The organism is Acidobacteriota bacterium (assembly GCA_016712445.1).
Lineage (GTDB): Bacteria > Pseudomonadota > Alphaproteobacteria > Caulobacterales > Hyphomonadaceae > Hyphomonas.
Genome location: JADJRB010000001.1, coordinates 211,617 through 224,467 on the forward strand (window position 1 = coordinate 211,617; position 12,851 = coordinate 224,467).

The following is a 12,851-nucleotide window of genomic DNA, read 5'->3' on the forward strand; positions in this document are numbered from 1 at the left end:
TTCGGCGCCGTTTGCAGGGATTCTGGTTCCAAGGTTTGAAACTTGGCGCCGGGCGGGCTAACCTGACGCCAAAGTCACGAATTGCCCCAACAGGAAAGCAAGCCGCAATGCTGCATCCCTCCACCAAGCGTCTCATCGACAAGCTGAACGAGATGACGCGCAAGCAGCGGGTCACCTGGACCGAAGGCGAGAACGCCGCCGTCGTGCATGACACGGAAGGCTACCGCGTGGTGCTGACGCCCGAGCCTCACGCCGTGCTGCTGACCGACGCGCTCGGCCGCGAGATCGAAACCTGCCAGCCGGAAGAATTCGCCGACGATGTCGATTCCCTCGGCCGGCCCTATTCCAAGTTCATCGCCGAGCTCTACCGCGAAGCCTATCGCCATGCGCGCGGCACCGAAAAGGCGATCCGCACCCTGCTCGCGGGCCTCGACGCGGTCGAGTCCGAGGCGGCACGCGCTGAAGCCGCGCCGCCCGTCCGGCTGATCGAAGCGCCGCACGCGGCCACCGACGAAACACTGCCGAGCGAAAGCGAAACCGAGATCACGGCCGCTGTGGCGACGCTCGCCGACCAGATCAACGGCCCGGCAGCCGAAGCTGCGCCCGCGCCGCAGGCAGAATTGGCCGCGCCTGAGCCCGAACCGCAACCGGAGCCTGAACCGGTAGCCGAAGTGGTCGCCGTGTCGCCCGCCCCCGAACCGGAGCCTGAGCCCGAACCTGAAATCGCCGCCGCACCCGTAATCGTTGCCGAGCCCGAACCCGAAACGACAGTCGTGATTGAGGCAGCGATCGAGGCGCCCGAAGAGCTCGCCGCGTCCGACGAACCCGGTTCGTTCGGCACCTTCGGCGAGTTCGTTCAGGAGCAGCCGGCCGCGCCGGTTGAGACCGCACTCGAAGTCGCAGCCCCCGAACCTCAACCGGAACCCGTGACGGTCCAGGCCGCGCCGGAACCCGAGCACGTTCCAGAACCTTCACCCGCGCCCGCGCCTGAACCAGCGCCCGCACCTGTCGTTCCGACGCTCACCCAGCCGATTTCGCTGTCCTCCATCCCGTTCGGTTTCGGCCTCGGCGCGGCGCAGCGAGTCGGCACACCGTCGCATCCATCCACGTCCGCTGCGCCCGCGCCTGCCGCGGAACAAGCCGAAGCGCCGAAGCGGATCGTCATCGACGGCACACTGGACCTGCCGGATGTGTCGCCCAGCGACTATGACGACACAGTGAGTGCCGAGTCCTATCCGCCATCGACGCCGGTGGCAGGGCCGATGGACCTGCCCGGCGAGACCGCACCTGCCGCGCCCGAGCCCGGCAATCCGCGGCGCTTCAATCCCTGGAACTAGCCTCAACTTCAGGCAGTTGTGGCGATCAAAGCACGCTGTCTTGAAGATCGGCGCAAAAGCACTCGCCTGATTGGCGACCTGCATTCTTTTTTGCCCGCCGGTGTGAGAGACCCGCTCGGACGCGAGCAGCGTCGATGCGTGCCTCCCCGCCATTCCCACCAGGTGATCATCATGCCGTCCTACTCCTCGTTCCGCCGCATGATTGCCGGCGCCAGCTTCATCGCGCTCTCGGCCTTCGCCGCGCCCGCGCTCGCCCAGTCCACGGACGACGAATCAGAAGCCCGGCTCGGCGCTGTCATCGTCACGGCGCAGCGGGTGGAGGAAGATCTCCAGGATGTGCCGATCTCGGTGTCGACCCTGTCGGACGAAAAACTCGACACGCTCAAATCATCTGGCGCCGATGTGCGCTTCCTCTCGGCCCGCGTGCCCAGCGTCATCGCCGAAAGCTCGTTCGGACGCGCATTCCCTCGCTTCTACATCCGCGGCATCGGCAACACAGATTTCGACCTCAACGCCTCCCAGCCGGTGAGCCTCGTCTACGACGACGTGCCCTACGAGAGCCCGATCCTGAAGGGCTTCCCGGTGTTCGACCTCGAGCAGATCGAAGTCCTCCGCGGACCCCAGGGCACGCTGTTCGGCCGCAATACGCCGGGCGGCATCATCAAGTTCGACTCGCGCAAGCCGCAGGATGAATTCGAAGCCTACATCCGCGCCGCCTACGGCAACTACAACACCCGCGATTTCGAAGGCGCACTGAACCTGCCCGTCATCGACGACGTGCTGGCGGTGCGCGTCTCGGGGCTCTACCAGGAGCGCGACCCATACGTTGACAACGCCTTCACCGGCGAAGACGACCGTTATGAGGGCTTCAAGGAAGTCGCAGGCCGGGGCCAGGTGCTATTCACGCCGCAAGGCCATGACTTCACCGCGCTCCTGAACCTGCACGCACGCTCGAATGATGGCGACGCGCGCCTGTTCCGCGCCAACATCATCGATGCCGGCCGCAAGGGCCTCGGCGCCGGCTTCGACCGAGATACCGTGTTCTTCGATGGCCAGAACTTCCTGACGCAGGACACCTCCGGCGTCACGTTGCGTCTCGACAAGGGCCTGACCAAGTCCGTCACGGCGACCTACGTCTTCGGCTATGAAACGGCCGAAATCGAAAGCCGCGGCGACATCGATGGCGGCTTCGGTGCTGCCTTCCTCGGCGCCGGCAATTTCGGACCGGGCTTCATCCCGTTCCCTTCGGAAAGCTCCGGCGCTGTCGATGACCTCGAGCAGACGACGCACGAACTGCGTCTTGCCTATGATGCCGGCGGCGCCCTGCGCGGCCAGGCCGGCGTCTTCCTGTTCAACGAGGATGTCTTCATCACCTCGCTCAGCTTCGACTCCCTGACGCCCGGCCAACCCGAAAACGGCCGCGCGACCCGCTCGGGCAAGACGGACAGTATCGGCATCTTCGCCTCCCTCTCCTACGATCTAACGGACAAGCTGACGGTCGCCGGCGGTGCGCGCTGGACGGACGAGGAGAAGGATTTCACCGTCGAGCGGCTCACAAGCCCCATTGGCGCCGGGCCGCTCGGACCGATCACCGGCAGCACATCCGACGACGACATCAGCTGGGACATTTCGGCCACTTATGCGTACACGGACGACCTGAACCTGTATGCGCGCATCGCGCGCGGCTTCCGCGGCCCCTCAACCCAGGGCCGCCTCGTCTTCGGCGAAGACTTCTCGACCGCCGACTCCGAAACAGTGCTGTCCTACGAGGCGGGGGCAAAGAGCGAAATGCTCGACGGCCGCCTGCGGCTCAACGGCAACGTGTTCTTCTACAACCTTGAAGGCCAGCAGCTCACCATCGTGGGCGGCATCAACAATACCGTCGCGCTGTTCAACGGCGACAAGGGCGAAGGCTACGGATTTGAAATCGACGCCGAAGCCGTTCCGCTCGACAACCTGTTCGTCACGGCGGGCCTTTCCTACAACAAGACCGAGATCAAGGATGATGTGCTGCTGGCGCCCGGTTGCGGCGGCGGCTGCACGGTACTCGATCCGGCTGTGTTCGACGGCCTCGGCAACCTGCTCGGCTACAACATCTCTGGCAATTCGTTCCCGAATGCGCCCGAGTGGATCGCCAACATGACTGCTCGCTACGCCATCCCGGTGATGGGCGGCGAGTATTACGGCTACACCGACTGGGCCTACAAGGGCCAGACGAACTTCTTCCTGTATGACAGCGTCGAGTTCGGCCAGGAAGGCTATTGGGAAGGCGGCTTGAAGTTCGGTTACAAGTCCGACCGCGGCTATGATGCCTCCGTCTTTGTGCGGAACATCCTGGATGAAGAGGCGCTCGAAGGCGCGATCGACTTCAATAACCTGACAGGCTTTGTGAACGAGCCGCGCACCTATGGCGTGCAGGTGCGTTTCGACTTCTAGCCTTTGCTGGCCTGCGCGACGTAGCTTGCGCAGGCGCTCGGCGACAGGGAAATGGTGCCGGCCATCGTGCCGGCATCGCGGTAGAATTCGAGCCGCAGCGCAATCGAGTGCTCGTCCAGGTACGAGCCGACGTAGCCTTCACATGCCTGGCGGACCATTGCCGGGCGGTTGCGGCCGAAAGCCAGTCCATCAGCGCTCATTTTCAGTCGCGCCAGCATCTGGTCGCCTGAAATATAGAAGGCGTCTGCGCCGGACCTGACGGTGAAATGCCCGCCATCGGCGGCCTGATGCGCCTGGCGCTCGACAAACGCGATCCGCTTCTCGAGGCTGGCGCGTTCGAAGTTGAATCCGGCGTCATGCGTGAAATACAGGAATATGCTCACGAGCGCGATGATAGGGGCAGCAATCTTCTCCATGAGGCTTGTCTAAGCCATTAAGGAAAACATCGCGCTGAGCCCCGTGCGGAAATTCGGTGCGCCGCCTTCAGGTTTCGTCAACACCTGCCGCCCGTCAGGCCGGCGAGATGTCCGTCACCTTGTAGGTCTGTGCCTCGCGGCCCGGATGATCGATGGTGACATACTCGCCTTCGCGGAAGGTGTGCTCGGCCAGCCGGAAGACGGCTTCATCCTCTCCTTCGGCCTCTTCGTCGTAGTGGAAGAACCAATGTTTGCCGCGATGGCTCAGCCATCCATCGGCCCTTTCGGCGGGATCGGGATGGAACCGTACCACGCGGCACGCCTTCCGGTGCGCGCGCCATGCGTCGGCGTCCAGCTTGCCGTCCTTCGTCACCGGCGCGATGATCGTGTAGCCTTGGTCGGCGGCGCCTGCCGGCAAGCCGGGATTGCGCGCGAGCTGCAGCGTGATGCGTTGCAACGTCATTTCCAGTCTCCCCTTTGCCTAGCGTGCCAGCGCGAGCGCCGGCGCCACATCGGCAGCCAGCAAACGGCGGCTGGTTCCGCCAAACAGGCGCTCTCCCAGGCGCGAATGTCCATATGCTCCGGCTACGATCAATGTCGCGCCAGACCGGTCGGCAAGGCCCAGCAGCGCGCCGGCCACGTCGCCCTCAATCGCTTCCGTGCGGCAGTTCACGCCGCGATAGCCAAGCCATTTCACCAGCGAGTCCGGCGACACTTGCGGCCGCGCGCCATCGCGCTCCGCGTCCTGCCGGTTCTGCGCAACGATCACCTCGCCCGCGGCTTCGATCAACGGCGCATGGAAACGCACGGCGCGCGCTGCGCCGCTCGAACCATCCCAGCCGATGATCACGGGGCCAGCCGCATAGGGCTTGTTGCCGGCGAGGATGAGCGGCAGGCGTTCGTCCATCATCACATGATCGAACGCGATCGACAGCGGCTCACCGCTTTGCGCAGCGCTGCGAGGAAAGACGATGGCCTCGGACAAGGTCGCAGCGCTCGCCGCAATGCCCTCGGCGGTTCCGACGCGGTGCAGGAACGTGCTGTCAACGCCGCTTGATGCGGTCGCGTCGCGAAACGCGCTTTCTGCCGCTTCAAGCATGTCCTTCTGCAGGTCGATAAGGCTTTTTGCGGCGGCGGCCGAAATGCCGGCAGATTCCGGCGTGGTGACCACCATCAGGGCGGATTGCGGATCCGGCAAGGCGCACACGCCGGTGAGCGGTCGTTTCAGGAGCCGCGCCAGCGCGACGGCGGATTGGGTGGTTTCGCGGTCAGTATCGACCACTCCTTGCAGCACGGCATAAATCGACATGTCAGCCTCCTTCTGGCCCGGGGGCGGGTCGTTGAAGACTAGATAATACGACAGTCGCGGGTCGAAATTAAGGGCTTCTACGTAATTGGCCGCGCAGCCGCGATCCGCGCCCGAGCGATCCGGTCGGCCACATAGTTCGTGGGCTGATTATTCCTGAGCGCTTCGTCGAGTACGTCGCCCAGCGTGACGATCAGGCGCGCAAGGGTCGCGTCGACCCATTCGCGCGAATAGCTGCCCGAAATCTCGGCCGCCACGTTGATGATGCCGCCGCCATTGATCACATAATCCGGCGCATAGAGGATACCCTTGCGCCGCAGGAACTCGCCCATCTCGGGCACGACCAGCTGGTTGTTGGCGCCGCCAGCGATGCCTTTGACCTTGAGGCGCGCCAGCGTCTTCTCGTTGACCACCGCGCCTAGCGCGTTCGGGGAGAAGATGTCGGCTTCCACGTCATAAATATCTGCCGGCGCCACGACCTGCGCGCCCGTCCGCCGGGCCACCTCGGCCAGCGCTTCCTGGTCGATGTCTGTGATGATCAGCTTTGCGCCCGCGGCGGCGAGATGGTCACAGGTATAGCCCCCCACCGATCCGACACCCTGGACCGCGATCGTGCGTCCGTTGAGGTCGTCCGTCCCGAACAGGCGCCGCGCGACTTCCCGGATGCCGAGATACACCCCGCGCGCGGTCACCGGCGATGGATCGCCGCTGGCCGCTGCGCCTTCATCGAGGCCCGCCACGTACCGGGTCTCTTCGCGCACGACCGTCATGTCGGAGACATCCACGCCCACATCTTCGGCGGTGTAATAGACGCCGGCGAGGCTTTCGACGGCGCGCCCGAACGCCCGGAACAGCTCTGGGGACTTGCCGGACTTCGGATCACCCCAGATCACCGCCTTGCCGCCTCCCAGCGGGATGCCGGCCATCGCATTCTTGTAGCTCATGCCCTGCGACAGGCGCAGTACATCGGTGAGCATCGCGTCGCCGGTCGGGTAGTTCCACATCCGGCAGCCACCTGCGGCGGGGCCAAGCGCCGTGGAATGCACCGCGATCACGCATTTCAGGCCGGTGGCGGCGTCGTGGAAGGCATGAACGCCCTCATGGCCGTCAAACGAGGGGTTATCAAACATCGGCGCGACTCAGAAAGGGTTGCAAATGAAACCAGTTCCGCCGCTCTAGCCGTGCCACTACCCCAGGGTCAACCAGCGCTTCCGGGCCCGGAAGGCGCGTATTGACACCTTTGCAGGGTTTACGGCCTAAGGTGCGCGCGCATGCAGCTCCGCCCCGTCATCTACGCGCTCGGAATGATGATCCTGCTGGTCACGGCGGCGATGATCCCCTGCGCCCTGATCGACATCGCCGACGGCACCGACAAGCAGCACGTCTTCGTGATGTCCGGCGCCATCTCCTTCCTCGTCGGCAGCCTCCTGTGGGTCATGGCCCGCAGCGACGACCTCAACATCGGCCAGCGCGAAGCCTTCCTCCTGACCGTCAGCATCTGGGTGGTCATCAACGCGGTCGGCGCCCTGCCCTTCCTCGTGTCCGGCTATTCGATCACTGACGCCTTCTTCGAGAGCGTGTCCGGCATGACGACGACCGGGGCCACCGTGCTCGTCGGGCTCGATACAATGCCCCGCGGGCTTCTCCTCTGGCGCTCCATCCTTCACTGGATCGGCGGCGTCGGCATCATCGTGACGGCGGTGGCCGTGCTGCCGCAGCTCCGGGTCGGAGGCATGCAGCTGTTCAACCTCGAAAGCTCGGACCGCACGGGCAAGTTCCTGCCCAAGGTGTCGGATATCGCCGCGTATATCGGCTTCGCCTATGTGACGCTCACCGCGCTGTGCGCGCTGCTCTACGGAATCACCGGCATGAACTGGTTCGATGCGATCAACCACTCCATGTCGACCCTCTCGGCCGGCGGCTTCTCGACCTACGACGCCTCGTTCGGCACGTTCAACGGCACCGGCGCGATCTATGTGGCAATCGTGTTCATGTCGGTCGCCGCAATGCCGTTCAGCCTGTTCGCCATCATGCTGCTCAATGGCCGCCCCGGCCCGCTGCTGCGCGATCCCCAGCCGCGCGTTTTCCTTGGCATCGGCATCGTCGTGTCGGTCATCGTCATCCTCTACCGCGAGGCAAGTTTCACCCAGGCGACCTTCAGCGAGCGCTGGAACGAAGGCGTGCAGGCGGTGTTCAACGTGTTCTCGGTCCTGTCGGGCACCGGCTTCGCCACCGCACCTTACGACACATGGGGCCCGCCGGTTGCCGCCGTGCTACTGTTCGTCACCTTCCTTGGCGGGTGTGCCGGCTCGGCCGCCGGCGGCATCAAGATGTTCCGTCTGGAGATCACGTCCAAGGCGCTCATCGCCTGGTCGCAGCGCATGGTCCAGCCGCACCGCAAGGCGCCGATCCGCTATGGCGGGCGCGTCGTCGACGAAGACACGCTCCAGTCGGTGATGGTGTTCCTGTTCCTGTATCTCGTGACCTTCATGGTCGGCGCGGCGCTGCTCTCGTTCACCGGACTCGATACCATGTCCGCCATCTCCGGCGCTGCAGCCTGCATTTCCAACGTCGGTCCGGGCCTCGGTCCCGTCGTCGGCCCTTCGACAAACTACGGCATCCTCAGCGACGCCTCGAAGTGGGTCTGTACCGTGATGATGCTGCTTGGCCGGCTCGAATTCCTGGTCGTTTTCGTCGTCCTCACGCCGCGTTTCTGGCGCGGTTGAGGCTCAGCCGCCGGCCGCCTGCCAGACCATCCGCGCCGCCACGATAGCCAGCAACAGACCGAACAGCTTGCGCAGGTTGTCGGCCGGCAGCTTGTGCGCAAGCGCTGCGCCGACCGGCGCCATCATCACGGTGAACACCGAAATCAGGGCAAATGCCGGCAGGTTCACGAACCCCATCGACAGAGGCGGCAGGCCGTCACGCCCCCAGCCGACGAAGATTGCGGCAATCGCGCCGGGCAAGCCGATCGCAACGCCCCAACCGGCCGCCGTTGCCACCGCGCGGTGGATCGCCACGCCGCACAGCGTCATCAGGCTGACGCCGAAGGTTCCGCCCCCAATCCCCATCAGCGCCGACAGGATCCCGACCGACGTGCCGAATCCGGCGCGCGCGGCGCCGGTTGGCATCTGCTCGGCGAGCCGCCAGGTCGGCCGCCCGAAGGCGAGCTGGGCCGCGAGCAGGAACAACAGCGTGCCAAACAGGCCGAGCAGCATCTGCCGCGACATCAGGCCCGACAGGCCGATCCCGCAGGCCGCGCCGAACATGATCCACGGGGCCCAGCCCCGGATCACCTCCCAGTCAACCGCGCCGCGCTTGTTGTGAGCTGCGACGCTGCGCATGGACGTCAGGATGATCGTCGCCAGCGAGGTCGCCACGGCGACGTGCATCGCGGTCTCGGAAAATCCCATCCCGTCGAACAGGAAGAAGAGCACCGGCACGATCACCGCGCCGCCGCCAATTCCGAACATCCCTGCCACCAGTCCGGCGAACAGGCCGACAGCAACAAGCGAAATGATGAGGAAGCCGTACTGGCTGAGAAAGTCGGTCATCGGCTGGCCATACTGGCCCGCAACCTCAAAGTCGATGCATGCGTCCTGTCAGCAGCGCTCAATGGTGATGATGGTGCGGTTCCGTGTTCAGCTTGCCGCACTTCCCGCATTTCACGACCACGCCATGGGCGTCGCGGTGCGCCACGTTGACCAGCAGCTTGGTCTTGCACCCGCCGCACCGGTAGGTTTCGTCGCCGCCGCCCTCACGCACGGGCGAGCCGGCCGTGTGTTCCAGCACATCAGCGCCCTGCGCCTCGCGCGGCGTGATCAGGATCATGTCAAACTGGGGCATGCGGGCGGCCTTTCAGGTCTCAAAGAAGGAATGCGACTGTTTCCAACAGCCTGAGGGCGTTTTCAATGCCGGCCGGCGGTTTTCTCAACCGCCGATCAGCAACAACGTGTCGCGCGCGCCCGACTGGCTAAGCCCCGCCTGCAGCGCGTACAGGTGGCCGATCAGGTCGAGGGTGGACTTGGCATTCCGGCAGCTGTCGTCGACGTAGAACCAGACACCGCGATACGGCACCGCCACAGACGCGGTGTCCGGGCGCTCGCGGCTCCAGCTGACCGCGAAATAATCCCCGATCACCTCACCCCAAGGCGCAGCCGGCTTGCAGGGTCCGGGCCCCGCGCCCGGCGTGCCGCCCTGTGTCTGCATGACGAGCGCCTGGTGTTCCGGCGGCACATCGACCGTGTGCGACAGCGCGGCCATCATGCCGAGCAGGCTGCGCCCGCGCAGCGGCGCATCGCCTTTCTTCTCGCTGCGGGTGGCAAGTTCGGCGGAATAGAGCTCATTCTCGACGCTGAAGGCGGCCGCCACCTTGTGGCTCTTGAACATGCCCGCCAGCGCTTCCCCGTCTGCCGAACCGGCATGCCACGTCACAATCACGCGCGGAGGGTGGTCAGTCTTGTCGTCCAGCACCTGCACCAGCAGGTCGCCCGACAATTGCAGCCGGCGCATCAGGCGCGCCAGTTCGCGGAAGTCCCGGTTGTCCGGCAACAGTTCGGGCGTCGGCCCGGCGGCCGAGCGCGCATTGTCGAGATCGCCGATCCGCGCGACGCAGCACAGCAACAGGCGTTCGACGCTCCAGCCGGACTGGCTGAGCAGGAAGATCGACTCCGGCGCCACCGGCTGCAGCAATTGCTGCGCATACGCTCCCCCGCGCAGCACGTTGTAGATCGCGGTTGGCGTTTCCGATTTGCCGACGGCGGCGTCCGCGCCGAGCACCTCATTGAATGGCCCGTCATCGAGGCCAAAAGCCGTGGCGAGCCCCAGGCCCACCGACCTTGTGTCTTCCGTCGTCAGTTTCTCGATCTCGACGAAGCTGACGGCATCATTGTAGCGCAGCCGCACGATGTTGAGCAGCAGCTGTTCCTGCTGCGCGCGCGCGATCTCGTTCGAATAGGCGACCGTGTCGCGGGCGATCGGCGCGCTCATGCGCGGCGTGGCACACGCGCTCAGCGCGCTCGCCATCAGGATCCAGGCCAAGGATTTCATGCACAATTCCCCCCTCTTACTCCACAAGGCGTAGAATGTGGGGGGATCGGGTCAACCGGACTATCCGTTGACGGGAAGCGGCGACCTACCAGACGCCTGCGCTTTTCAGCGCTTCATCAAGGCTCGGGGGCAGGTCCACGGCCGCTTCGCCCGATTTCAGGTCGCGCGGCGCCTCGCCGGGCTTCAGGTAGCGCCATCCCTGGAAAGGCCGCTTCGGCTGGGCATAGGTGCGCACCAGCACCGGGTCGAATACGAGCTCGCACATCGCGCGCCCCTCATCGTCCTCGACCGCCCGCAGGTCGACGATCCGCTGGCGCACGCGGATGGCCCGCTTGATCACCCAGTAGATCGACCCACCGTCAAGCATTTCCTCGGCGCGCTTCGGCGCCATGCGGGTGTGGTGGACGGGATTGGCCAGTTTCTTCATCTGGCGCGCCTGCCAGTCGGCGAGGTCGTCGATCGTGTCGGCGCCGACGCAGAGCTTCACCATGTGAATCGTCATGCCGCAGAGTCTAGCGCGGCGGCGAGGCGAATCCAGAGGCCATCTGTAGCGTCGCGGCCCGCCGCGCATCGAACTCCGCCTCGGCGCTCGGGCTGGCGAAAAAGAAGGTGACGTCCGTCACGCGCGCCTCAAGGCGCCGCTCGATCTTCTTGAAAGCCGCCCGCGCCTCGAGATCGACCGTGAACCCCGACACATAGGAAAAGCCCCAGTGCGGCTCGGTCTTGAGCTCATAACTCTGGTCGTACCGCGTCAGCTTTCCGCCGGACGGGCCCTTCACCGGCTTCGGCAGCGTGTAGTCGATGCGCTGGAATCGCTCGCCCACCGGGTCGAGCCAAGCGGTCGCCTTCAGCCGTTCGGCGGCCCAGACGTCGAACTCGGTGTCGTTGTAGTTCGGATGGTGGCGGAAGCTCAGCCGCCAGGCGTCCCCATCGGTGTTCACGTCCACCGATGGCCCGAGGCTGGCGCGCAGGTCGTCAGGAAACAGGCGGCTGTCGGGCGCGAGTTCTGCGGCCCAGTCGGCGGCCACGCGGTCAAGCTCGGGATCATTGCCATAGCGCGACACGAGCACCCAGCGCGCGCCGGCGGCAAGACGAGGATCGAAATAATAGGTCTGGCGCGCACTGTTGGAGGCCAGTTCGACCGTAAACGCGGCGCGCAGCGTCTCGGGCGCCTCTGTGGCTTCCAGGGCCGCATGCATCGGGCCGGAGCCCGTGGCCATGGCCAGCGACATCAAAAACGCGATCAACATGACTCTACCCGTCCCGAGCGGTGGTGAGTCATCGCCCCCGATTGCGGCGGCTATGCGGCAGACAGGTCCCGCACGGCGTTTTCGGCATCAAGGTCGACAACAAAGGTCGGACGAGCGTGCTTCTCGAAAGATTTACGGGAGTTGAACAGCTTCAGGCCGCGGGCCAGTCCCGCCTTTGAAATTTTTGTAATGTGGCCGTCGCGCTCGATCGACGGGTTCATCCCCCACCACCGCCGCATCGCCCCGTTGGCATAGAGCGCATTGGCGTGGACCAGCGCGTCGAAGGTCATGAATTCGCAGGACAGCGAGACGTTCAGGCAGTTGCCATTGTCGATCCGGTGCGGCGCCGTCTGCGGCCAGTTGGCCACCACGCCAGGCTTCATGTGGACGGCCGTGGCCTCCGCGTCGAAAGCCGGATCGTAGTCGATCTCCTCCTCCTGCTCACGCAGCACGATCGCCTCGATCTGCGGGTCTGTCGCGAACTTCCCCCCGCGCGGATAGACGTACATCGTCTTCTCGCCCTTGATCTGCCAGAGCGTCACCAGCGGAATGTCGAGGTGGTAAAAGACGCGCGCGTTCGGGCTGGAGATCAGCACGCCGACATCGCGCTTCATCGTCTTGACGCCGTTGGCCGCGTCGAGCTCGCCGAACATCTCATCGCACAGCGCCGCATATTCCGGCAGGTGGGCGTTTGCATTGCGCAGGTTGATCCACAGCCGGCCGCGCTTCACAGCTTCCAGCAGCTGCGCACCATTCAGGTTGCCCGGAATCCCCTTCCGGAAGCCGTCCTTGTCGGAGCGCTGCGTACCCATCGTGTGGATACCGAACGCCTCGCGCGGATAGCGGTCCAGCAGGTCCGCCAGCCCGTCATCGGAGAACATCGGCCGCTGGTGCAGCGTATGGCCCGCCACGATCAGGTCTTTCCCAAAGCGGGACGCCTTCTGGCTGTCCCAATCGGTCAGGATTCCCGTCGCCATGAACCACCCCTTGCCATCCCGGACGCAAACCCCCGGGGTCTGCGCCTGTTCAAGCAAGGATCGGGCCGGATACGCCTCCT

General features: G+C 65.1%; 13 protein-coding genes. 3 read left to right on the forward strand and 10 right to left on the reverse strand.

Features of this window, described 5'->3' with window-relative positions:
* Nucleotides 1-107: 107 nt before the first annotated feature.
* Together IPK75_01035 and IPK75_01040 are read left to right on the forward strand one after the other, a co-directional pair.
* Complete coding sequence (locus IPK75_01035) at nt 108-1,337, forward strand: hypothetical protein (protein ID MBK8196922.1); 1,230 nt, start codon at nt 108-110, stop codon at nt 1,335-1,337.
* Nucleotides 1,338-1,508: 171 nt separating this feature from the next.
* The gene (locus IPK75_01040) at nt 1,509-3,773 is read left to right on the forward strand and encodes a TonB-dependent receptor (GenBank protein MBK8196923.1); all 2,265 of its coding nucleotides are present in this window, start codon (nt 1,509-1,511) and stop codon (nt 3,771-3,773) included.
* Here IPK75_01040 and IPK75_01045 read toward each other — a convergent pair.
* From IPK75_01045 to IPK75_01060, 4 genes are all read right to left on the reverse strand, one after another.
* Nucleotides 3,770-4,189 (reverse strand): hypothetical protein, encoded by a 420-nt coding sequence (locus IPK75_01045; protein MBK8196924.1) that lies wholly within the window; start codon nt 4,187-4,189, stop codon nt 3,770-3,772. The genes IPK75_01040 and IPK75_01045 overlap by 4 nt on opposite strands.
* A gap of 94 nt (nt 4,190-4,283) precedes the next feature.
* Nucleotides 4,284-4,652, reverse strand: coding sequence for a hypothetical protein (locus IPK75_01050; protein MBK8196925.1), 369 nt, complete (start codon nt 4,650-4,652; stop codon nt 4,284-4,286).
* A gap of 18 nt (nt 4,653-4,670) precedes the next feature.
* On the reverse strand, nt 4,671-5,498 hold the full coding sequence (locus tag IPK75_01055; GenBank protein MBK8196926.1) for a universal stress protein: 828 nt from the start codon (nt 5,496-5,498) through the stop codon (nt 4,671-4,673).
* Between the two features lie 77 nt (nt 5,499-5,575).
* Nucleotides 5,576-6,625, reverse strand: coding sequence for a Glu/Leu/Phe/Val dehydrogenase (locus IPK75_01060; protein MBK8196927.1), 1,050 nt, complete (start codon nt 6,623-6,625; stop codon nt 5,576-5,578).
* A gap of 141 nt (nt 6,626-6,766) precedes the next feature.
* Here IPK75_01060 and IPK75_01065 point away from each other — a divergent pair, with 141 nt between their 5' ends.
* Complete coding sequence (locus IPK75_01065) at nt 6,767-8,221, forward strand: TrkH family potassium uptake protein (GenBank protein MBK8196928.1); 1,455 nt, start codon at nt 6,767-6,769, stop codon at nt 8,219-8,221.
* 3 nt (nt 8,222-8,224) lie between these two features.
* On the opposite strand, the gene IPK75_01070 is transcribed toward IPK75_01065, so the two are convergent.
* The 6 genes from IPK75_01070 to IPK75_01095 form a co-directional block, all read right to left on the reverse strand.
* A complete protein-coding gene (locus IPK75_01070; protein MBK8196929.1) occupies nt 8,225-9,049 on the reverse strand; it encodes a sulfite exporter TauE/SafE family protein in 825 nt (274 codons plus the stop codon).
* Between the two features lie 58 nt (nt 9,050-9,107).
* On the reverse strand, nt 9,108-9,341 hold the full coding sequence (locus tag IPK75_01075; protein MBK8196930.1) for a hypothetical protein: 234 nt from the start codon (nt 9,339-9,341) through the stop codon (nt 9,108-9,110).
* A gap of 84 nt (nt 9,342-9,425) precedes the next feature.
* Nucleotides 9,426-10,544: a hypothetical protein gene (locus tag IPK75_01080; GenBank protein ID MBK8196931.1), complete on the reverse strand. Its 1,119-nt coding sequence runs from the start codon at nt 10,542-10,544 to the stop codon at nt 9,426-9,428.
* Between the two features lie 85 nt (nt 10,545-10,629).
* Complete coding sequence (locus IPK75_01085) at nt 10,630-11,046, reverse strand: DUF1489 domain-containing protein (GenBank protein ID MBK8196932.1); 417 nt, start codon at nt 11,044-11,046, stop codon at nt 10,630-10,632.
* 10 nt (nt 11,047-11,056) lie between these two features.
* Complete coding sequence (locus tag IPK75_01090) at nt 11,057-11,794, reverse strand: hypothetical protein (protein ID MBK8196933.1); 738 nt, start codon at nt 11,792-11,794, stop codon at nt 11,057-11,059.
* A 50-nt stretch (nt 11,795-11,844) separates the two neighbouring features.
* Complete coding sequence (locus IPK75_01095; protein MBK8196934.1) at nt 11,845-12,771, reverse strand: hypothetical protein; 927 nt, start codon at nt 12,769-12,771, stop codon at nt 11,845-11,847.
* Between the last annotated feature and the right edge of the window lie 80 nt (nt 12,772-12,851).

Excerpts from the sequence above, each read along its gene's own strand:
- IPK75_01035 (MBK8196922.1), top strand. The coding sequence starts at position 108 with ATGCTGCATCCCTCCACCAAGCGTCTCATCGACAAGCTGAACGAGATG.
- IPK75_01040 (MBK8196923.1), top strand. The coding sequence starts at position 1,509 with ATGCCGTCCTACTCCTCGTTCCGCCGCATGATTGCCGGCGCCAGCTTC.
- IPK75_01045 (MBK8196924.1), bottom strand. The coding sequence starts at position 4,189 with ATGGAGAAGATTGCTGCCCCTATCATCGCGCTCGTGAGCATATTCCTG.
- IPK75_01050 (MBK8196925.1), bottom strand. The coding sequence starts at position 4,652 with ATGACGTTGCAACGCATCACGCTGCAGCTCGCGCGCAATCCCGGCTTG.
- IPK75_01055 (MBK8196926.1), bottom strand. The coding sequence starts at position 5,498 with ATGTCGATTTATGCCGTGCTGCAAGGAGTGGTCGATACTGACCGCGAA.
- IPK75_01060 (MBK8196927.1), bottom strand. The coding sequence starts at position 6,625 with ATGTTTGATAACCCCTCGTTTGACGGCCATGAGGGCGTTCATGCCTTC.
- IPK75_01065 (MBK8196928.1), top strand. The coding sequence starts at position 6,767 with ATGCAGCTCCGCCCCGTCATCTACGCGCTCGGAATGATGATCCTGCTG.
- IPK75_01070 (MBK8196929.1), bottom strand. The coding sequence starts at position 9,049 with ATGACCGACTTTCTCAGCCAGTACGGCTTCCTCATCATTTCGCTTGTT.
- IPK75_01075 (MBK8196930.1), bottom strand. The coding sequence starts at position 9,341 with ATGCCCCAGTTTGACATGATCCTGATCACGCCGCGCGAGGCGCAGGGC.
- IPK75_01080 (MBK8196931.1), bottom strand. The coding sequence starts at position 10,544 with ATGAAATCCTTGGCCTGGATCCTGATGGCGAGCGCGCTGAGCGCGTGT.
- IPK75_01085 (MBK8196932.1), bottom strand. The coding sequence starts at position 11,046 with ATGACGATTCACATGGTGAAGCTCTGCGTCGGCGCCGACACGATCGAC.
- IPK75_01090 (MBK8196933.1), bottom strand. The coding sequence starts at position 11,794 with ATGTTGATCGCGTTTTTGATGTCGCTGGCCATGGCCACGGGCTCCGGC.
- IPK75_01095 (MBK8196934.1), bottom strand. The coding sequence starts at position 12,771 with ATGGCGACGGGAATCCTGACCGATTGGGACAGCCAGAAGGCGTCCCGC.